Below are 20,291 nucleotides of genomic sequence, written 5' to 3' on the forward strand. Positions count from 1 at the left end.
AAGTCCATGGCAACCACCACACCAGCCGGTGTGCGGGCCCACGCCAAGCACTCAGGAGGGGCCCCCGACGGCACTCCGATGACGCACCGGCAGATCATGGAGGCGCTCTCCGGGCTGCTGCTCGGGATGTTCGTGGCGATCCTGTCGTCCACGATCGTCTCGAACGCCCTCCCGGAGATCATCGGCGACCTCGGCGGCGGCCAGTCCGCCTACACCTGGGTCGTCACCGCCACCCTGCTCGCGATGACGGCGACAACTCCCCTGTGGGGCAAGCTCGCCGACCTCTACAACAAGAAGGCGCTCGTCCAGATAGCGCTGGTCATCTATGTGCTGGGATCGGCGGCGGCCGGTCTGTCGCAGAACCCCGGCATGCTGATCGCCTGCCGTGTCGTGCAGGGCGTCGGCGTCGGCGGTCTGTCCGCCCTCGCGCAGATCGTGATGGCCGCGATGATCTCCCCGCGTGAGCGCGGGCGTTACTCCGGCTACCTCGGCGCGACCTTCGCCGTCGCCACCGTCGGCGGCCCGCTGCTCGGCGGTGTCATCACCGACACCTCGTGGCTGGGCTGGCGCTGGTGCTTCTACGTCGGTGTCCCCTTCGCCGTCATCGCGCTGATCGTGCTGCAGAAGACCCTGCACCTGCCCGTCGTGAAGCGGGACGTGAAGGTCGACTGGGCCGGCGCGTTCTTCATCTCCGCCGCGGTCTCGCTGCTGCTGGTGTGGGTCACCTTCGCCGGCGACAAGTACGACTGGCTGTCCTGGCAGACGTACGCGATGGTCGCGGGCTCGATCGTGCTCGGCCTGATCTTCGTGCTCGTCGAGTCCAGGGCCAAGGAACCGATCATCCCGCTGCGGCTGTTCCGCAACCGCACCATCACCCTGTCGTCGCTGGCCTCGATGTTCGTCGGCGTCGCGATGTTCTCCGGCACGGTGTTCTTCGCCCAGTACTTCCAGCTGGCCCGGGACAAGTCCCCGACCATGTCGGGCGTCATGACGATCCCGATGATCGGCGGCCTGTTCGTCTCCTCCACCGTCTCCGGGCAGTTCATCACCCGCACCGGCAAGTGGAAGGCCTGGCTGGTCAGCGGCGGCGTGCTCATCACGGCGGGCCTCGGCCTGCTGGGCACCATCCGCTACGACACGGACTACTGGAAGGTCGCCATTTTCATGGCCCTCCTCGGTCTCGGCGTCGGCATGATGATGCAGAACCTGGTGCTGTCCACGCAGAACCAGGTCGACCCGAAGGACCTCGGCGCGGCCAGCTCCACGGTCACCTTCTTCCGGTCCCTCGGCGGTGCGATGGGCGTCTCGGCGCTGGGCGCCGTGATGGCCAACCGCATCGGCGACTACGCCAAGGACGGCATCGCCGGTCTCGGCCCCAAGTACGCGTCCCTCGCGTCCGGTTCGGGCTCCGGCGACTCCATCCCGGACATGGACAAGCTGCCCGCCCCGCTGCGCACGGTCATGGAGAGCGCGTACGGCCACGGCATCGCCGACGTCTTCCTGATCGCGTCGGCCCTGGCGCTGCTCGCCTTCCTCATCACGCTGTTCATCAAGGAGGTCCCGCTGAAGACCAAGGGCGCACTGGCGCAGGCCGCCGCGCCGGAAACCCCGGCGCAGGCCGCTCCGGCTCAGGCCTCCGGGGCGCAGACTCCGGCCGAGGCGCAGGCTCCCGCCGGGGAGCACGTCCCGAGCTGGGCGGTCACCGACTCCTCGGCGGAGGCGGGCCCCGAGGGCACGCAGCGGCTCGCGGCCCTCGCCACGATCGCGCGGCCCGAGCAGGCCCCGGGTTCCTCCGGCGGTGTCGCGGTGCACGGGTTCGTGCGCGGCGCGGAGTCCGCCCCGGTGCCGCAGGCCGCGGTCACCCTGATCTCGCTGGGCGGACGGCAGTTGGGCCGGGCGGTCGCGCAGGCCGACGGTTCGTACACGGTGGACGCGCCGGGCGCGGGGTCGTACGTGCTGATCGCGTCGGCGGACGGCTTCCAGCCGCAGGCCTCCACCGTCGTGGTGGGCGCCGAGCCGGTCTCGTACGACATCCTCCTGTCCGGCACCAGTGGCCTGACCGGTGTCGTGCGCGCCGCGCACGGCGGCAGCCCGGTCAAGGACGCCATGGTCATCGTCACCGACGTGCGCGGTGACCTGCTGGCCACCGGGAGCACCGGGGAGCAGGGCGAGTTCGCCTTCGCCGAGTTGGTGCCGGGTGCGGTGACCGTCGCGGTGAACGCCGCCGGGTTCCGGCCGCGTGCGCTGCCCGTCGAGGTCGGCGGCACCGGGGTGACCCGGATCGAGGTCGACCTGGACGCCGGAGCCCAGCTCCAGGGCGTCGTACGGGCACCGCACGGTCCGCTGGCCGACGCCCGCGTCACCCTGGTCGACGCGGCCGGCAACGTCATCGGCACCGCCACCACCGGCAGCGACGGGGCGTACGCCTTCACCGACCTCGACAGCGGCGAGTACACCGTCATCGCCACCGGCTACCCGCCCGTCGCCACCGCGCTGACCGTCAACGGTCAGGGTGTGGACGGCCACGACATCGAACTCGGCCACCCGAGCGAGTAGTTGGATCCGGCCCGCGGCGGGCACGCTCCGAGCGGAGGCGTGCCCGGCGCGGGCCGGTCTCGTTACCACCAGCGCTGTGACCAGGGGCACGACCGGCGCCATGACCGGCGGTATGACCAGTTTGTAAAGCTTTCGCAGGGAGAAATCGGGATGGGACTGACCGCGAAGATCCGTACGCGGGACGGATGGGCCGTGTCGCACGCGGTCGTCACGGTGACCGACATGACCGGCTCGCAGGTGCTGCGCGCCGAGGCCGACCCCGAGGGCGCCGTACGGGATACGACTCCGCTCGAGCCGGGGGCGTACACCGTCATCGTCACCGCCGTCGGCTACGCACCCGCCGCCGCCAGCGCGCTCGTCACGGCGAGCGGCCGGGCCGAGGTCGGCACGGTGACGCTGGCCCGGCAGGGCGGCACCGAACTGCCGCCGCCCGGGCCGTGGACCGTCGACCCGGCGCACTCCAGTGTGGCCGCGGTCGCCCAGCACCTGGGGATCTCCAGCGTGCACGGCCGGTTCACGGAGTTCTCGGCCTCGATCGAGGTCGCCCCGGACGACGTGACCAAGTCCCGGGTGGAGGCGGTCATCAAGGCCGCGTCCATCGACACCGGCAACGGCATGCGGGACACCCACCTCAGGTCCGCGGACTTCCTGGACGTCGAGCGGTTCCCGGAGATCACGTACCACTCGACCGGGCTGACCGCGGCCGGTTCGGACCGCTGGACCGTGCACGGCGAACTGACCCTGCACGGCGTCGCCCGGCCGGTCGACCTGGACCTGGCCTACCTCGGTACCGGTTCCGACCCCTGGGGCGGCACCCGGGCGGCCTTCCGGGCGACGACGGAACTGCACCGCGAGGACTTCGCGATGAACTACAACCAGGTCGTCCAGGCGGGCATCGCGGCCATCGGGACGACGCTGAGGGTGGAGTTGGACGTGCAGGCGGTCCAGGGGGAGTCGCTGCCGCAGGCATAGCGCGCTACATGAGGCCGACGACGCGCGGCTCCACGAGGCCGACGACGCGCAGCTCCACGAGGCCGACGAAGCGCGGCTACATGAGGCCGACGACGCGCGGCGGGGCGAACAGGTGGCGGGCGCGGTGTTCCTCGGCCGCCATCACGGCGCCCGGGAGCAGGTCGGGGGAGCGTTCTGCGGTTCTGGCCACGGAGGTGCGGTGCCCGGCGCAGGTCGCGCAGGCGGGGTCCCAGTCGGGCAGCGCCTCGCGGTGCGCGTCGGCCAGGTGCCGGCTCAGGCTGATCTGTGTGCCGACGATGCTGTCGGTGACGTCCCAGTCGACACCCGGGTCCTCGGCGGTCAGTCCGGCGATGACGGCCTGAACGTGTTTCATCGCCTCGTAGCGGCGGACGCACTCGGCGCAGTCCCACATCCAGGCGGGCGGCAGCGGCCACTGTTCCTCGGGGCTGAGGTCTTCCGCGCTCATGGGGCCACGGTAGGCGGTGCGGGCGGCGGAGCGCAGGCGTCCGTACGAACCGGACACGCCCCGATCCCCTCGCGCGGGGCCTCAGTTGCCACCGCGCGAACGCCCGTCGCCGCCGCTCACCCGGGCCACCAGGTCGGTGCACAGGTCCCGGAGCTTGACGTTGTGGTTCTGGGAGACCCGGCGCAGGCGTTCGAGGGCGATCCGGGCGTCGATCCGCTCCTGGGCCATGAGGATGCCGATGGCCTGGTCGATGACGCTGCGGGAGACCAGCGCGGTGCGCACGTCGGCGACGGACTCGCGGCGGCGCTCGACGCGCAGGGCGACGTTGATCGCGTCCCCCACCCGGGCGGCGAACGCGCGGGCGGCTTCCCGGCCCGGGCCCAGCGAACCGGGTTCGAGGCCGTACAGGTTGAGGGCGGCGCCCCTTTCGCCCTCGACGGCGATCGGGATCGCCAGCACACAGCGCACTCCCTCGGACAGCGCGTACGAGGTGTACATGGGCCAGCGGGTCTCCGCCTCCAGGTCGGGGGCGTACTGCTCGGTTTCCGTCTCGGCGGCCTCCACGCACGGCCCCGAGCCGTTCTCGTACTGGCGCTGGTCGAGGCCGCTGGGCAGGCCGCGGCTGCCGGCCAGCGTCAGCAGCCGGTCGGCACGGCGCACCGTGATGCTGCAGGCTGCCGCGCCGGGCACCGCCTGCACCGCGCGGTCGGTCAGATCGCGCAGCAGCGTGTCGAGACCGCTGCTGCGCACGATGGCCATTTCCAGCGTGTCGGACGTATCAGGGCTCATGACCGTACGGATATCCCGTCAATGCCCGTTAACGCCCCGCGCCCCCCGGTCCGTCACAGAGCGGTCAGGGGGCGTTGTGCGCGTCCACGATGCGGCGGGCGAGGTCGCGCAGCTTGATGTTCTCCCGCTGCGAGGCCTTGACCAGGGATTCGAACGCCTCCGCCGCGTCCATGTCCATCCGCTCCATGAGGATCCCGGTGGCCTGCCCGATCAGGTCCCGGGTGCGCATGGCCTCCGTCAACTGCTCCCGTACGGTGGCCGAGTCGAGGGCCAGACTGACGTGCGCGGTGAACAGCCGGCCGACGCGGGTGGCGGCCTCGTCGAAGGCGCGCGGCTTGCGGGAGTAGGCCGTGAGTACGGTCAGCCGGCGGCGGTCGGCACGCAGCCTCAGCGACAGCGCCGAGCGCAGGCCCAGTTCGGCCAGCAGGGCCCCGCCGTCGTCGGCCTCGCTGTCCTCCAGCCGCACGACTGGCGCGGTCCACAGATGTCCCCAGTACGGCGCCTGCGCGCCTGAGGTGTGACCGGCCTCGGCGGAGCGCACGACCTCGTCGGTCCAGGCGACCGTACGGCGGTGGTGGGAGCGCTCGATGACGGAGATGCCGGCGTGGTCGGCGCCGGGCAGGAGGGTGACGGCGAGACGGACCGCGGTGTGCATGGTGCTGTGCGGGGTCACCGTGTCGTGCAGTTGCTGAGCTGCCGCCGTCAGGACTTCCGCCAGTTCGTAACCAGCGTGAAAACGGGGCAAATCAGGAAACTCGGACGCAGCCACCACGAACCTCTTCGGCATGCACGACCGAGCGGCCGTGCGCAGGAGAGCTCCGCAGCACATTCCCGACTGCGAGCACAGGACGGACAGCACTTTAGCTGCTTGGTTGCGTCGAGGTGACGTCCGGCCGACGCCCGGACGCAAGCCCTTTCGGGCACGGTCGTCGGCATGGTGGAATGGGGGCGACAGGTCAGGAAGTGGCCACCCCGGAATCCGGACGAACGTCTGCCAGGTGAGCACTGTGACCTTCTTCCCGAATCCGTGCGAGCTGCGTGATCTGCGTGATCTGCCCGGCTGCACCACCATCCTCGCCCTTCCGCCCGAGATCGACGTCTCCAACGCCGAGGGCCTGCTGGACCGGGTCCTGTCCGCCCTGGACACCCGTGCCGACCGGCTGCGGACCCTGGTCCTGGACCTGACCGCGACCCACTTCATGGACTCCCAGGGCGTCCGCCTCGTCGGCGAGGTCGGCCACCGGCTCCCGCCCGGTGCGCGGCTACGGGTCGTGGCCCGGCCCGACGGGGTCCCCACCCGCGTCCTGGAGCTCACTGGGGTGCGGCGGGACGTGCCGGTGTACGACAACCTGAGCGAGGCGCTGGAGGACTGACGGCCGTGCGGCGGCTGAGGCCCCCTCCGGCGGATCACGCCCTGGGACTCCCTGGTCTTCCTGGTCTCCTTGGGAGGCCCCGGCACTCCCTGGCGCTCCCTGGGAGGCCTGTGGCGCCCAGGGGTTCTAGGCTGGCGCCATGGCACCGAACATCGCGACCAACACCTCCGTATCGCTGGACGAGTTGCTGGACTTCGTACGGCCCCGCCACCACGCGATCCTGCTGACCCGGCGGGCCGACGGCGGCCCCCAGGGATCGCCGCTGACCTGCGGCGTCGACGACTCCGGGCGGATCGTCGTGTCGACCTACCCCGAGCGCGCCAAGACCCGCAACGCCAAGCGGGATCCGCGGGTCAGCCTGATCGTGCTGAGCGACGACTGGAACGGGCCGTGGGTCCAGATCGACGGCACCGCCGAGGTCATCGACCCGCCGGACTCCGTGGAGCCGCTGGTGGAGTACTACCGCAACATCGCCGGTGAGCATCCCGACTGGGACGAGTACCGGGCGGCCATGGTGAAGCAGGGGAAGTCGATCATCCGGGTCACACCGGAGCGGTGGGGGCCGGTGGCCACCGGCGGATTCCCTGCGCGGCTGGTGGAGGGCTGAGCGGGGGCGGAGTTGGGCGGTGCCGGGCGGACCGGGGTGGGGCCGGGCAGGCCGGGGCGGGGCGGAGCCGGGCTGGCCTTAGCGAGGCGGAGCCGGGCTGGCCTTAGCGAGGCGGGGACGCCCCGGAAGCTCGGGGGCGCGGTGCTCCCGACGGGGCGCGGTGTCCGGGCGGGGCGCGGTGCTCCCACGGCGCGTGGTGCTCTGACGGGACGCGGTGTCCCGACGGGGCGCGGTGTTCGGGCGGCGCCCGGTGTCCCGACGGAGCGCGGTGTTCGCGCGGCGCCCGGTGTCCCGACGGAGCGCGGTGTTCGCGCGGCGCCCGGTGTCCCGACGGAGCGCGGTGTTCGCGCGGCGCCCGGTGTCCCGACGGGGCGCGGTGTTCGCGCGGCGCCCGGTGTCCCGACGGAGCGCGGTGTTCGGGCAGCGCCCGGTGTCCCGACGGGGCGCGGTGTTCGGGCGGCGCGTGGGCTTCAGTCGGCCCTCGTCACCATCGTCTCGATGCCCGCCACCAGCAGATCCAGGGCGAACTCGAAGTCCCGGTCCATCATTTCCCCGACCGTGTCGCCGCCGCGGGCCGTCATGATGTCCGTGGACCCCTGGATGATCTCCGCGGCGTCCGGGTGCTCGGTGGCCTCGGACATGGCCGCCCGGTAGTACTCGTCCGGAGTCATGCCGGTGCCCGTCACCTGCGTGTAGAAGTGGCCCTCGAGCGTGCCGTAGCCGTAGACGAACTGGAAGACGGCCGCGATGGCCCCCATCAGCCGGTGCACGGGCAGGCCGGTCTTGCGGATGACCTGCTGGACGCACCGGGCGAACGCGAGGTAGTTCGGACCGAGGTTGAGGAAGCGACCGGCCAGCGGGGACAGCCAGGGGTGGCGGATCAGCACGGCACGGTAGCCGTGGGCCAGCGTGCGCAGCTGGTCCCGCCAGTCCTCGTCGGCCTCCGGATCGGGCAGCTCCAGCTCTCCCATCACCGCGTCCAGGGCCAGTTCCAGGAGGTCGTCCTTGGTGTCGACGTACCAGTAGACCGACATCGCGGTGACGTTCAGCTCGGCGGCGAGCCGGCGCATGGAGAACCCGGCCAGCCCCTCGGTGTCCAGCAGCCGCACGGTGACCTCGGTGATCCGGTCGCGGTCGAGCCCGGACGGCTGCCTGCCCCCGCGCCCACGGCGACGCGCCTTGCCCTCCAGCCAGACGCTGGTCCGCGCCGTCCGCCGCTCGGCCGACCTCACCATGGGCGCACCTTCCTCGACTTTCCGACGCCGGTCAGCTTAGGCGCCCCACCAGGAGGCACGGGACTGCACCTGTGTGCGGCTCCTCCCCCGCTCCCGGCTCCGCTCGAGCGGGGGGACCTCCTCGTGGGCGCGACCGACCACAACGAACCCGCAGTCGCCCGCCTGCCCGGCCACCCGAGCTCCTAGGCGAAGTCTCCCCGCTCAGCCCGCCGCAACAACACCGCAGCGACCAGTCCCCCGAGCAGCACAGCCACCGCACCCACCAACTGGCTGGTCTCCAGGCCGGAGGCGAAGGCATCGGTGATCTGACGCCGTTCCCCGGACGACCCCGCCTCGGCCAACGCCGTCGGCAGGGAAGCCGCCGCCACGGAAACCGCCGCGGCGAACCGCGAGTTCAGCACGGCGCCGAGCACCGCGACCCCCAGCCCCTGCCCGAACTCCGCCAGCGTGCCGTTGACGCCCGCGCCCACGCCCGCCTTCTCCGGCGGGATCGCGCTCATCACGGCGTTGGCCATGGCCGGCATGGCGAAGGCGACACCGACGCCCATGATGATCAGGCCGAGCAGCATGCCGCCGTAGCTGTCCGTGCCGAGCAGGGCGATCGAGGCGAGCCCCGCCGCCAGGCACGTCATCCCGGCGGCGATGGTGAGCGGCGTGCCCAGCTTCGGCAGCAGCCTCGCACCGACTCCGGTGAAGTTGAGCGCGACGATGGTGAGAGCGAACGGCGCGGTGTGCAGACCGGCCTCCAAGGGGCCGTATCCGAGCACGAACTGAAGGTGCTGGGTGAGCAGGAAGAGCGAGCCGGCCATTCCGAAGGCGACGAGGATCGCGCCCGCGACGGCGCCGGTGAACCGCTGGTTGCGGAAGAAGTGCATGTCCAGCATCGGGTACGGGACACGCAGCTCCCACGTCACGAACCCGGCCAGCACGAGGACTCCGATCGCGGCGGAGGTGAGGGTGGGCGTCGAGGTCCAGCCGTGGTCGGGCCCGGAGATGATCGCGTAGACGACGCCCGTCATGCCGATCGTGGACAGCAGCGCGCCTAGCAGGTCGGGGCGTTCGCCCCGCGGGTTCCTGGACTCGGGGACCAGGGCGAGCACGGCGATCAGGCCGATGACCGCGACCGGGATGTTGACGAGGAAGATCGCGCCCCACCAGAAGTGGTCGAGCATCACCCCGCCGAGCAGCGGGCCTGCGGCGAAGCCGAGCGAGTTGACCGTGGACCACAGGCCGATCGCCTTCACCCGCTCGGTGTCGTCGAAGATCTGGACCACGACGGCGAGGCTGGTGGTCATCAGCAGCGCCCCGCCGACGCCCATCCCGGCGCGCGCGGCGATCAGTTGCCCGCTGGTGCTCGCCAGGCCCGCCACGAGCGAGCCGACGGCGAACAGGGCCAGCCCCGCCGCCAGCAGCTTCTTACGGCCGTAACGGTCCGCGGAGCTGCCCGCGGTGAGCAGCAGACCCGACTGCACCAGCGAGTACGCGTTGATCATCCACTGGACGTCGGAGGTGGAGGCGTCCAGCTCGCGGGTGAGCGAGGGGATCGCCACGTTCAGGACGGTGTTGTCGAGCAGCACGGTGAGCTGCGCGAGACAGATGACACCGAGGATCAGCCAACGCTGGGGGTGGCCGCCGGCCGGTGCGGGAGGCGGGGCCGCCTGTTCCTCGGGCGACGGCTTCGTGGGCGCCGGTTTCCTGGGCGACGGTTCGTTGGGGGACGTCGTCATGCTGTACACCGTAGAACAGTTCCTGTACGGCGTACAACGTTGTTTCTCGGCGTACGGAAACGGCGGTGGCCCGGGGGTCGTGCGAACCCCGGGCCACCGCCGCTGTCGGCTTCTCTTTTCCCGGCCGGACTCCTACGCCTTCCGCGTCAGGTCGTAGAACGTGGCCGAACCGACCGTGACCTTCTTGAAGGTGGCCTCGATCCAGGAGGTGATCTGCGAGGACGTACCGCTGCTGCCGCCCATGCCACCGCCGCGGCCGGAGCCGGAGGAGATGAAGTAGTGGATCCTGCCGTCCTCCACGTACTTCTTGAACTGGGCCAGCGTCGGGGACGGGTCGGTGCCGTTGAAGCCGCCGATCGCCATCACGGGCTCACCGGTGGAGAGCTGGTAGCTCGCGGCGTTCTGGGAGCCGATCGCGGCGGCGGCCCAGGTGTACTGGTCGGAGTCCGTCTCCAGCAGCTTCTTGGCCTCGGCGGTGACGGAGGCCCCGTTGAGCAGACCGCCCATCGCTCCGCCGGCGCCACCCGTGCGGCCGCCGTCGCCCTGCTGACTCTGGCCGGGCATGCCGCCGCCGGGGAAGCCTCCGGTGCCGGCGCCCGGGAAGCCGTTGCCCGGCTGGCCCTGTCCCTGGGTGTTCCCGTTGGTGTTCCCGTTGGTGTTCCCGTTCCCGTTCTGGCCCGGCACACGGCCGCCGAAGCCACCGCCCCTGGGGCCGCCCCGGCCGCCCATCATGCTCGCGCCCGCCGGACCGGCCGTCACGATGGAGCCGGTGTGGCCCTCCCGCACGGTGGTGAGGGTGTACGCCGTCGGACCGGCCAGCGAGGCCACGATCCCCAGGCTCGCCGCGGCGAGAGCGAGCTGCCGGCCCAGCCTGGCTACGAAGATCAGGCCGAGCGCGGCGACCAGGCCGCCGAGGAGGACCAGCCACTTCAGCCAGGGCAGGTAGTCCGAGGTGCGGTCGAGGAGGACGTATCCCCAGGCCGCGCTCGCCACGACCGCGGCCGCGAGGGTGAGCGAGGCCCAGACCCTGGAGCGCTTCTCCCACAGGATCCCCGCGCCCATGCCGATCACGGCGGCGAGGTACGGGGCGAGGGCCACCGTGTAGTACTGGTGGAAGATGCCCGCCATGTAGCTGAAGACGACCATGGTGATCAGCAGCGAGCCGCCCCACACCAGGAACGCGCTCCGGGTCGCGGATGTCCGGCCGAGGATGGGGGTCCCCCCGCTCGAGCGAAGCCGAGAGTGGGGGAGCGTGGCCACCAGGCCGGCGACCAGCAGGATCAGCGCGGCCGGCAGCAGCCAGGAGATCTGGCCGCCGATCTCGGAGTTGAACATCCGGTTCCAGCCGGTCTCGCCCCACATGCCGGTACCGGCGTTTCCGCCACCGCCGCCGCCGACGCTGCCGGTCTCGTCGCCGCTCAGCCGGCCGAGCCCGTTGTAGCCGAAGGTCAGCTCCAGGAAGGAGTTGTTCTGCGAGCCGCCGATGTAGGGGCGGGAGGAAGCGGGCCACAGCTCGACGATCGCGACCCACCAGCCGCCGGAGACGACCAGCGCGAGCGTCGCCGCGGCCAGCTGGCCGAACCGCTTCCGCACGCTCACCGGCGCGCAGACCGCGTACACGATGGCGAGCGGCGGCAGGATCAGGAAGGCCTGCAGGGTCTTCGCGAGGAACGCGAAGCCGATCGCGACACCGGCCCACACCAGCCACTTCGTGCGGCCGTCCTCAAGGGCCCGGGCCACGAGGCAGCAGGCCACCGCCATCAGCAGCGCCAGCATCGCGTCCGGGTTGTTGAACCGGAACATCAGCGCCGCGACGGGGGTGAGCGCGAGCACCGCGCCCGCGATCAGTCCGGCAGCGGCACCGACCCGGCGGCGCACGGAGGAGTACACGACGGCGACCGTGCCGACGCCCATCAGGACCTCGGGGACCAGGATCGCCCACGAGTTCAGGCCGAAGATCCTGACCGACAGCTCCATCGGCCACAGCGAGGCCGGGGGCTTGTCGACGGTGATGGCGTTGCCCGCGTCCAGCGAGCCGAAGAAGAACGCCTTCCAGCTCTGGCTGCCGGCCTGGACGGCCGCGGAGTAGAAGGAGTTGGCGTAGCCGGAGGCGCTCAGGTTGTAGAGGTAGAGCGCGGCGGTCACGAGAAGCAGACCGAGGAACGCGGGACGCGCCCAGCGGGGGTCCTTGGGAATCCCCGGTTCCTGTACGTCCGTACCCGCCGTGTTCGCCGTATCTGCCGTATCCGCCGTGCTTGTGTTGCCCGGGGCCGTCGGCGGCCCCCAGTCCGAGGGACCCGGTGAGGTCGTCCGGTCGGTGTGAGTGGTCATCAGGAGTTCCTCGGGTCGGTGTCGGCCGGGCGCACCGGCTGCAGGTGCACGGTCTGGTACGAGCTCTGGGGCCCTGTGGCGTATGTCGGTGCCGTCGGCCGCTGCGGCAGCGGCGGGTGCGGCGGGTGCTGGTCGTACTGCTGTTGGCCGTACTGCTGATGGCCGTACTGCTCTTGGCCGGGCTGTTGCTGCTCGTACGGCTGCGGCTCGTACGGTTGCCCGTTCGGCGGCGTCGGGGCGTCCTCACCCCGGTCCGGGAACACCCAGGCCCGGAAGAGCAGGAAGCGCAGCACCGTCGCGGCCAGGTTCGCGGCGATCAGGACGGCCAGTTCGGTGGAGTGCGCCGGGTCGGAGGTGGCCGCGCTCAGGGCGGCGAGGGAGCCGCTGGTCAGCGCGAGGCCGATGGCGAAGACGACCAGACCCTGTGCCTGGTGCCGGACGGCGCCGCCGCGACCGCGCACGCCGAAGGTCAGGCGCCGGTTGGCCGCCGTGTTGGCGACCGCCGAGACCAGCAGCGCCAGCGCGTTGGCGATCTGCGAGCCGCCGAACTGCCGGAAGACGCTGTAGAGCAGCAGGTAGAAGAGGGTGGAGAGGCCACCGACGACACAGAACCCGACGAGCTGACGGGCCAGCCCCTTCGGTACGTCCTGGATCTCGCGGTCCCGCGGGTCGTCGCCGAACGGCCGGGCGATCCGGTCCAGTGGCAGCGATCCGCCGGCCAGGGCCTTGCCCACCCGCCACACGCCCTTGAGGTCCTCGGTCGCCGTCTTCACGATGTGGACGGTGGAGTCGGGGTCGTCGACCCAGTCCACCGGCACCTCGTGGATCCGCAGTCCCGCGCGCTCGGCCAGCACCAGCATCTCGGTGTCGAAGAACCAGCCGGTGTCCTCGACCAGCGGCAGCAGCGCCCGGGCGACATCGCGGCGGATCGCCTTGAAGCCGCACTGGGCGTCCGAGAAGCGGGCTTGGAGCGAGCCGCGCAGGATCAGGTTGTAGGCGCGGCTGATGAACTCCCGCTTGGGGCCGCGCACCACCCGGGAGCTGTGGGCGAGCCGGGAGCCGATCGCCAGGTCGGAGTGGCCCGAGATCAGCGGTGCCACCAGCGGCAGCAGGGCGTTGAGGTCGGTGGACAGGTCCACGTCCATATAGGCGAGGATCGGGGCCTCGGAGGCGGACCAGACGGTCCTGAGCGCTCGGCCGCGGCCCTTCTGCTCCAGCCGGAAGGCCCTGACCTCCGGGACCTCCGCCGCCAGCCGCCGGGACACCTGCGGGGTGGTGTCCGTCGACGCGTTGTCCGCGATCGTGATGCGGAACGCGTACGGGAACGTGCGCTTGAGGTGCTCGTGCAGTCTCAGCACACACGGCTGGAGGTCCTTCTCCTCGTTGTAGACGGGGATCACTACGTCCAGGACAGGTGTTCCGGCTGGTGCGGCCGGGAGGTGCTCCCGCGCCGGCAGGGTGCCGGGAGAAGAGTCGGTTCGCATGGGAACGACTCTGGTCAAGCGCCCTGTTGCACCCATATGGCGGCGCTGTGCTGCGCCTGTGAGTGCGGTTGCCAGTTCGTTTCTGGCGCCGGACGGGGGGACGTCGGGCCCAGTGCGGGCAGGTGCACGGTGAACACCGTGCGCCCGGGAACGCTGTCGACGGTCACCGCGCCTTCGTGTGCGGCCGCCACGGCCTGCACGATCGCGAGCCCCAGACCGGTCGAGCCGGAAGTGCGGGAGCGCGAGGTGTCGCCGCGCGCGAACCGTTCGAAGACACGCGGGAGCAGTTCGGGCGGGATGCCCTGGCCGTCGTCCTCGACGTCCACGCACAGCCACGGCCCGCGCCGCCGCACGCGCGCGGTGACGGTCGTACCGGGCGGTGTGTGGGTACGGGCGTTGCCCAGCAGGTTGACGAACACCTGCTGGAGCCGGGCCGCGTCAGCGGACACCAGTGCGGGCTCGTCGGGCAGGTCGAGTCGCCAGGTGTGCTGCGGTCCGGCCGCGCGCGCGTCGCTGATGGAGTCCACGACCAGCGGTACGAGGTCGGTCTCCTCGAACTGGAGGGGCCGGCCCGCGTCCAGCCGGGCGAGCAGCAGGAGGTCCTCGACGAGCAGGCTCATCCGGCCCGCCTCGGACTCGATACGGCCGAGCGCGTGCCGGGTGTCGGGCCCGACCTGCTCCCTGCCGCGCCGGGTGAGCTCGGCGTACCCGCGGATGGAGGCGAGCGGGGTGCGCAGCTCATGACTGGCGTCCGCGACGAACTGCCGTACCCGCGTCTCGCTCTGCTGGCGGGCGTGCAGGGCACCGTGGACATGGTCCAGCATCCGGTTGAGCGCGGCGCCGACCTGGCCGACCTCGGTGTGCGGGTCGGTCTCGGACTCGGGCACCCGCTCGCTGAGGTTCACCTCGCCGGTGTGCAGGGGGAGTTCGGAGACGCGGGTGGCGGTGGCGGCGACCTTGCGGAGGGGCCGGGTCGCGAGCCCGACGAGCACGTATCCGGCGATGACGGCGGCGCCGAGGCCGGCGGCGGTGACGCTGAGCTCGACGAGGATCAGGGTGTTGATGGTGCTGTCGGTGGCCGCGGTCGGTATCGCCACGTAGTAGGCGCCGTTGGGACCGGCATCGTAGGTGACGCGGTAACCGCCGAGACCCGAGAGCTCCACGGTGTGGTAGTTGCCGTCATGGGGCACTTGGGTGAGCGCCTGCTTCGCGGCGTCGCTGAGGGACACCGCCTCCATCTGGGCGGCGTCGTCGGTCTTCTGGCCGACCTTGGCGTCGGTGATGACGCCCTCCGTGAGCTCCGCCGCGATGGTGCCGGGCGGCTGCGGGCCCCGCTTGACGAAATCCTTGATGTTGATCGGCTTACCCGGTTTCAGCGCACCGGGCACGTTGGAGCGGTCCCTGGAGTCGCCGCCGCTGCCGCCCTTGGGAACGTCGGGCAGGGGGAAGTTGCCCGAGGCGCGCATGGCGACCTCGTGCAACTGCCCGTCCAACTGGTCGTACAGATGCGACCGCAGCGCCAGCGTCGTCACCGTGCCGATCACCGCGCAGACCACGGCGATCAGCACCACCGACGCGACGACGAGCCGGGTCCGCAGGGTACGCGGGGTGCGGGTCCTGCCCGCACGGTTCCGCCGGGTACGCGGGGTGGGCGAGGTCAGTGGAGTGCTCGGGGTGCTCGATGCGCTCGGGGTGCGCGGCTCGTCTGCTCGCTGTCGCGTACGCGGCCGGCGCCGCTCGCTCATGACGCGGCGGGCTTGATCAGGTAGCCGGCACCGCGCCGGGTGTGGATCATCGGCTCCCTGCCGGCGTCGATCTTGCGGCGCAGGTAGGAGATGTAGAGCTCGACCACGTTGGCCTGGCCGCCGAAGTCGTACGACCACACACGGTCGAGGATCTGCGCCTTGCTGAGCACCCGGCGCGGGTTGCGCATCAGAAAGCGCAACAGCTCGAACTCGGTGGCGGTGAGGTGGATGTTGTCCCCGCCCCGCGACACCTCGTGGCTGTCCTCGTCCAGGGTGAGGTCACCCACGACGAGGACGGAGTCCGAGCGCCGGTCGGCCGCGCCCGAGCGCCGGATGAGCCCGCGCAGCCGGGCCACGACCTCTTCGAGGCTGAAGGGCTTGGTGACATAGTCGTCGCCGCCTGCGGTGAGCCCGGCGATCCGGTCCTCGACCGCGTCCTTCGCGGTGAGGAAGAGCACCGGCACGTCGGGCAGCTCGCGCCGCAGCCGCCCCAGAACGGTCAGCCCGTCCATGTCGGGCAGCATCATGTCCAGGACGACGGCGTCGGGCCGGAACTCACGGGCGGTCTGCAGGGCGCCCGTGCCGTCACCGGCACTGCGGATCTGCCAGCCCTCGTAGCGGAGGGCCATGGACAGCAGTTCGGTGATCGACAGCTCGTCGTCCACCACAAGCACTCGAACGGGGCTCCCGTCCGGCCTCAGCAGTTCGGTGCGCCCCTGGGGCGAGGTCGTGGTCATGATGAACACGATGTCGGGACCCCCTGAGAGCACCCTTTCGTATCTCTGTGATTTTCCTGAGAAACGCACAGGTGACTCTCAGGGAAGGCCTGGGAAGGCCTGGGGGCGCCTGCGAAGCCCGGGGAACGCTGGAGACCCCGGGCTTCATGGTCAGAACAACCCGGACTGCACACCCGAAGGCGCACTGAACCGCCGTACCGGCACCGTGACTTCCTCGCCCCCGACCGCAACCAGCTCCCACCCGGTCATCAGCCGCGTGTCCAGCACGACCACCGAGCCGGCCCCCGTCTCCAGGTGCAGGTCCGGCCCGGCCGCCGCCACCAGCCGGCCGCCCACCGCACCGCCCGCGACCAGCTCGCTCACCGCACCGACGGCGGCGGGCAGGCCCCCGAGCCCGAACACGTCGACGTGATCGACGGGTCGGCAGGGCGCGGGCGTGAGCGACTCCGGCCAGCCGCCGAGCGCCACCGCCCGCCCGTGCAGCTCCGTGATCTCGGCGGCCCGTTCCCCCGTCGACTCCGGCAACCGGGCCCGCACCGCCCGCTTCTCGGCGTAAGGGATCCGGTCCGGCACGCCGAGCGCGGCGCGCAGCAGCTCCTCAGTGCGCCGGGCCGCCATCAACGGTCCGGTGCCCAGCCAGCTGAAGCAGACCGCGCCCTGCTCCAGCAGCCGGGCCGAGCCACGCTCTTCGGCGGTGATCCCCACCTTGACCATGCCGGGCCCGAACCAGGCCAGGTATACGCGGTACGGGCGCGGGTCGTCGGCGATCGTGTCGGCCGCGACGGAGTGCGCCCGGTCCAGCCGCGCGCACTCCTCGCAGCGCGCCCCCGTACTCCGCCCCGGCACGGCCGTCCGCACCGGACAGGGATGCCCCCGCGCTCCCACACATGTCCGCCCGCCCCCTTCCGCGACCCCGAAGGCCACCCTCTTCCCCCAGGTCAGCGCAGTGCGCCGCCCGCCGTCCCACACCAGCACGGGACAGCCCGCCACCCATCGCAGCCCCGAGCACTTCCATGCCTGTGCCATCGCTTCCGAGAGTAGAGGGCACCACTGACAACGGCGGCCGCGCGGGATTCAGCCGCCAAAGGGGGCGGCAGCGGGCTCCGCCTCACCTGCGGAAACAGGCATGACGCCGGAGGCCGCGGCTGCTTCCCTCTCCGCTTCCGGCGCCTGTGCCGGGGCCGTGTCCACTGCCGTACGAGCAACCCCCCGCCCCGCCAGCCGGCACCCCACGCACCCGGGATGCCCGGCCCGCGCGGCCGTGTCCCGCACCCGCATACCCCACTGCTCCCTGGGACGCCTGCCCGGCGGCTTGCCCCAGCCGGTGAGATGCAGGGCCCAGGTGGCGAGAAGGCCTACGACATCGATCGCGATCCCGGCCGCCAGGAGCGGTACGGACACCAGGCACAGCCCCAGTCCCCACACCGTCGTCCCGACGCTCGCGATGCCGAAGCCGGTCCATCCGGCGACCGTATGCCCCTCGTCATACTGATGTGCGCTCATGTGCCCGCCCGCCTTCCTCCCGTACGGGTACCTCACGGCGTAAGAAGTTTACTTTCTGAACCTCTCACGAACTAAGGGAAACAGGAACCCGCAATGCCAGCCAAGTCGCGTCCCTCCGCCACTCCGGCCCAGGCGCTGTCGGCGATGGACTCCCTCGTCGCGGCACACCTGCTCGGCCGGCACGAGATGGCCCAGCGACTGGGCCTGAGCATCACCGACCTCCTCTGCTTCGCCTACGTCCTGGAGGCCGGCGAGGACCTCCTCACGGCCGGTGACATCGCCGAACGTGCCCACGTCACGACCGGCGGCGCGACCGGCATCCTCAACCGCCTCGAACGCGCCGGTTACGTCAACCGCGTCCCGGACCCGGCGGACCGCCGCCGCGTCCGCGTGGCCGCGGTCCCGGACGCGGTCACCCGGGTCGTCGCCCTCTCCGAGCCCCACTACGCCCGGCTGACGGACCTCTTCGCCGACTACTCCGCGGACGAACTCGCCGCCATCACCGACTGGTTCACCCGCGCCACGGCCATGGCCCACAGCTACATCGAGGAACTCCGGGACCGGGACGCCAAGGGCGAGTGACACAAAGAAGCGAGGAGGTGGGGAGGGCGACGAGGTGGGGAGGCCGTCGGTGGCTACCCATCCCGGCATGGTGGAGCTGGCTGTACCACCGGTCCGGTAGCGCGCTCCATCGTTCCTTACGGCGGACGACGGCATCGTTGATCCCGGCCGATACCGGCTGATCGCAACGCAGGCAGACCCGGCTGAAACCCGTCCTGAAACCCGGCTGAAGGCCGGCTGAAGTCGGGCCGGTGTCAGCTGAGTCGCAGAGATCGAAGCCGCCCCGCCCGGAAGGAACGTCATGGAGTCGACGCTGCTCGAGTCGAAGCCGCAACCGCAGAGGCGGACGCCGGCGCAGCCGCAGCCCTCGCACGGCGAGCCGCGGCAGACCAGCAGCGCCTCCCGGACTCCCGGCCCCCTCGCCTCCTTCATCCGGTTCGTGATCTGCGGCGGCGGTGTCGGCCTCCTCGCCTCCCTCGCCGTACCGCTGCTCGCCGTGACCATGCCGTGGGCCGCCGCGAACGCGGTGACAACCGTCGCGTCCACCCTCCTGTGCACCGAGCTGCACGCGCTCGTCACCTTCGGCACGGGCCGGCGCCCCGGCTGGCGCCGGCACCTGCAGTCCGCGGGCTCGGCCACGGCGGCGTACGTGGTGACCTGCGCCGCGGTGTTCCTGCTGCACACGGCTCAGTCGTCGCCGAGCATGCTGTGGGAGCAGGGGGTCTACCTCTCCGCGTCCGCCCTCGCCGGAGTCGGCCGCTTCCTGGTCCTGCGTCTGTTCGTCTTCGCGAGCGCCGGCGGCCGGCAGCGGAGGACGGCACGCGACTCCCGCCGCTCGAACGACTGGAACGTTCCGGTTGTGAGCGTCAAGGTGTGCGCCGGATGACCACCCCCTGGGCCGACTAGCGTGTGCATGCCACTGTCCATGTGAGAGTGCACCACGTGCACGAGGGGGGATTCCTTCACATGCGGAACATGCGCAACACGGGGAACACGCGGAAGGTGCGGAATCCAGGGAACCCGGGGAGCCCAGGGAACCCGGGGAACCGCGGAAACCTGCGGAACGCACGAAGAGCGCTGACGCGTCTGACCATCGGGTTGCTCGCCGCCACCGGCCTCGCCCTGTCCGGCCCGGGCACCGCCCAGGCCACCACCACGGTCGACATCCCGGCGCCCACCGCCGACGGCGTCTCGGCGACGGTGAAGTTCTACGACACGGTCGTCCCGAAGCCCTACAACCCGGACCCCACCGCCGCCTTCGGGGACCGCAAGTGTCTGAACACGTACCACGACTACAACCCGACCCCGGGCTGCGGCGGCTTCGAGCTGGGCATCACCCTGCACAACGTCCGCGACCAGCCGGGCTACATCGCGGGCCTGAGCAGCACCGACGACCATTTCAAGGCCTACGCCGACACCGCTCGCACCTTCGGTTGCCTGCGACCCGACGGCACCTTCGACCACGACACCAGCTTCGTCGTCCGCACCGAGCAGCAGGAGCTGATTCCGACCTACTACTACCCGGAAGCCAACTGGGTCCTCTACGAGCTTCGCCAGAACCCCACCCGGGACGCGGGCCCGCACTTCTACATGAACTTCCCGGCCGTCACGGTGGACTGCCCCACGGGCATGACCCCGGCCCAGTACGGCCTCAAGGTCACCAACGTCAGCGTCACCATCGCGGACGACAACGTCTTCGGCCACTCGACGTGGAGCACGCCGGGCCCGTTCTACGGCTGACAAGCCGGACAAGCCCGGCAATGACGGTGGCCCCAGGAGGCAGATCCCCTGGGGCCACTTCCGTGGGTCAAGACCCAGGGGATCCCTCTTCTCACGCCCCCTCCACCCGAGGCACGATCCGCACCGCCCGGAAGTCGCACCCGTCCTGCTTGAACCCGGGCGCCTCCCACACCAGCCCGACCCGCTGCCCGACCGACAACGTCCGGAACCCCTCCATCTCGACGGCGGAGAAGTGCCCCCAGCAACCACCCGGCGTCTCGGCGCAGTCGAGCACCCCCCACCCCTCCTCGTCATGCCACTCACGAACCGTCGCAGTCACCATGAGGGCGACCTACGGTTCCACGCCCAGGTGTCAGGTCAGGTCACTGAACTCAGACGCCATCCGCTTATCGATCACGGGGCTGGCCTGGTCGAACAGGGTTCCTGATCGGGTGATCGCGCGAGAGCCGGCGCATGACAGCAGGG

General features: G+C 71.3%; 19 protein-coding genes. 7 read left to right on the top strand and 12 right to left on the bottom strand.

Annotated features, from left to right (window positions below; genetic code table 11):
* The first annotated feature begins 6 nt into the window (after positions 1–6).
* Together ACIBK3_RS43095 and ACIBK3_RS43100 are read left to right on the top strand one after the other, a co-directional pair.
* Positions 7–2,556 (top strand): MFS transporter, encoded by a 2,550-nt coding sequence (locus tag ACIBK3_RS43095; protein WP_399373797.1) that lies wholly within the window; start codon positions 7–9, stop codon positions 2,554–2,556.
* Between the two features lie 150 nt (positions 2,557–2,706).
* A complete protein-coding gene (locus ACIBK3_RS43100) occupies positions 2,707–3,528 on the top strand; it encodes a YceI family protein (protein WP_399373798.1) in 822 nt (273 codons plus the stop codon).
* Positions 3,529–3,604: 76 nt separating this feature from the next.
* Here the strand turns inward: ACIBK3_RS43100 and ACIBK3_RS43105 are convergent, their stop codons facing one another.
* The 3 genes from ACIBK3_RS43105 to ACIBK3_RS43115 form a co-directional block, all read right to left on the bottom strand.
* Entirely contained in the window at positions 3,605–3,994 is a 390-nt protein-coding gene (locus tag ACIBK3_RS43105; protein WP_399373799.1) for a hypothetical protein, read from the bottom strand.
* Positions 3,995–4,075: 81 nt separating this feature from the next.
* Positions 4,076–4,783, bottom strand: a complete 708-nt coding sequence (locus ACIBK3_RS43110) for a GAF and ANTAR domain-containing protein (protein ID WP_399373801.1) — start codon at positions 4,781–4,783, stop codon at positions 4,076–4,078.
* Between the two features lie 64 nt (positions 4,784–4,847).
* A complete protein-coding gene (locus ACIBK3_RS43115; protein ID WP_399373802.1) occupies positions 4,848–5,570 on the bottom strand; it encodes an ANTAR domain-containing protein in 723 nt (240 codons plus the stop codon).
* A 211-nt stretch (positions 5,571–5,781) separates the two neighbouring features.
* Between ACIBK3_RS43115 and ACIBK3_RS43120 the strand changes: the two genes are divergently transcribed.
* Both ACIBK3_RS43120 and ACIBK3_RS43125 read left to right on the top strand, forming a co-directional pair.
* The gene (locus ACIBK3_RS43120; protein ID WP_399373804.1) at positions 5,782–6,156 is read left to right on the top strand and encodes an STAS domain-containing protein; all 375 of its coding nucleotides are present in this window, start codon (positions 5,782–5,784) and stop codon (positions 6,154–6,156) included.
* Positions 6,157–6,295: 139 nt separating this feature from the next.
* Positions 6,296–6,763 carry a PPOX class F420-dependent oxidoreductase gene (locus ACIBK3_RS43125; protein ID WP_399373805.1) on the top strand — a complete coding sequence of 156 codons (468 nt, stop codon included), beginning with the start codon at positions 6,296–6,298 and terminating at the stop codon, positions 6,761–6,763.
* Positions 6,764–7,233: 470 nt separating this feature from the next.
* Here ACIBK3_RS43125 and ACIBK3_RS43130 read toward each other — a convergent pair whose 3' ends face one another.
* The 8 genes from ACIBK3_RS43130 to ACIBK3_RS43165 form a co-directional block, all read right to left on the bottom strand.
* A complete protein-coding gene (locus ACIBK3_RS43130; protein WP_399373806.1) occupies positions 7,234–7,998 on the bottom strand; it encodes a TetR/AcrR family transcriptional regulator in 765 nt (254 codons plus the stop codon).
* Between the two features lie 182 nt (positions 7,999–8,180).
* Entirely contained in the window at positions 8,181–9,725 is a 1,545-nt protein-coding gene (locus ACIBK3_RS43135) for an MFS transporter (RefSeq protein WP_399373807.1), read from the bottom strand.
* Positions 9,726–9,857: 132 nt separating this feature from the next.
* Positions 9,858–12,056, bottom strand: a complete 2,199-nt coding sequence (locus ACIBK3_RS43140; protein WP_399373808.1) for an ArnT family glycosyltransferase — start codon at positions 12,054–12,056, stop codon at positions 9,858–9,860.
* The gene (locus tag ACIBK3_RS43145; RefSeq protein ID WP_399373810.1) at positions 12,056–13,540 is read right to left on the bottom strand and encodes a glycosyltransferase; all 1,485 of its coding nucleotides are present in this window, start codon (positions 13,538–13,540) and stop codon (positions 12,056–12,058) included. Before ACIBK3_RS43145 ends, ACIBK3_RS43140 begins: the two co-directional genes overlap by 1 nt.
* Positions 13,541–13,554: 14 nt before the next feature.
* Positions 13,555–15,285, bottom strand: a complete 1,731-nt coding sequence (locus ACIBK3_RS43150) for a sensor histidine kinase (RefSeq protein ID WP_399373811.1) — start codon at positions 15,283–15,285, stop codon at positions 13,555–13,557.
* Positions 15,282–16,022, bottom strand: a complete 741-nt coding sequence (locus tag ACIBK3_RS43155; protein WP_399373813.1) for a response regulator transcription factor — start codon at positions 16,020–16,022, stop codon at positions 15,282–15,284. The genes ACIBK3_RS43150 and ACIBK3_RS43155 overlap by 4 nt, the downstream gene beginning before the upstream one ends.
* 150 nt (positions 16,023–16,172) lie before the next feature.
* Entirely contained in the window at positions 16,173–17,048 is an 876-nt protein-coding gene (locus ACIBK3_RS43160; RefSeq protein WP_399373815.1) for a DUF2797 domain-containing protein, read from the bottom strand.
* A 48-nt stretch (positions 17,049–17,096) separates the two neighbouring features.
* Positions 17,097–17,525 (bottom strand): HGxxPAAW family protein, encoded by a 429-nt coding sequence (locus ACIBK3_RS43165; RefSeq protein WP_399373816.1) that lies wholly within the window; start codon positions 17,523–17,525, stop codon positions 17,097–17,099.
* Between the two features lie 93 nt (positions 17,526–17,618).
* Here ACIBK3_RS43165 and ACIBK3_RS43170 point away from each other — a divergent pair, with 93 nt between their 5' ends.
* The 3 genes from ACIBK3_RS43170 to ACIBK3_RS43180 all read left to right on the top strand — a co-directional run bounded on the left by ACIBK3_RS43170 (position 17,619) and on the right by ACIBK3_RS43180 (position 19,826).
* Positions 17,619–18,107, top strand: coding sequence for a MarR family winged helix-turn-helix transcriptional regulator (locus ACIBK3_RS43170; RefSeq protein WP_399373818.1), 489 nt, complete (start codon positions 17,619–17,621; stop codon positions 18,105–18,107).
* 280 nt (positions 18,108–18,387) lie between these two features.
* Entirely contained in the window at positions 18,388–18,972 is a 585-nt protein-coding gene (locus ACIBK3_RS43175; RefSeq protein ID WP_399373820.1) for a GtrA family protein, read from the top strand.
* Between the two features lie 212 nt (positions 18,973–19,184).
* Positions 19,185–19,826 (top strand): hypothetical protein, encoded by a 642-nt coding sequence (locus ACIBK3_RS43180; RefSeq protein ID WP_399373821.1) that lies wholly within the window; start codon positions 19,185–19,187, stop codon positions 19,824–19,826.
* 91 nt (positions 19,827–19,917) lie between these two features.
* Here ACIBK3_RS43180 and ACIBK3_RS43185 read toward each other — a convergent pair whose 3' ends face one another.
* Positions 19,918–20,148: a cold-shock protein gene (locus ACIBK3_RS43185; RefSeq protein ID WP_399373823.1), complete on the bottom strand. Its 231-nt coding sequence runs from the start codon at positions 20,146–20,148 to the stop codon at positions 19,918–19,920.
* Positions 20,149–20,291: the final 143 nt, after the last annotated feature.

The organism is Streptomyces sp. NPDC050287 (assembly GCF_044459385.1).
Classification (GTDB): domain Bacteria; phylum Actinomycetota; class Actinomycetes; order Streptomycetales; family Streptomycetaceae; genus Streptomyces.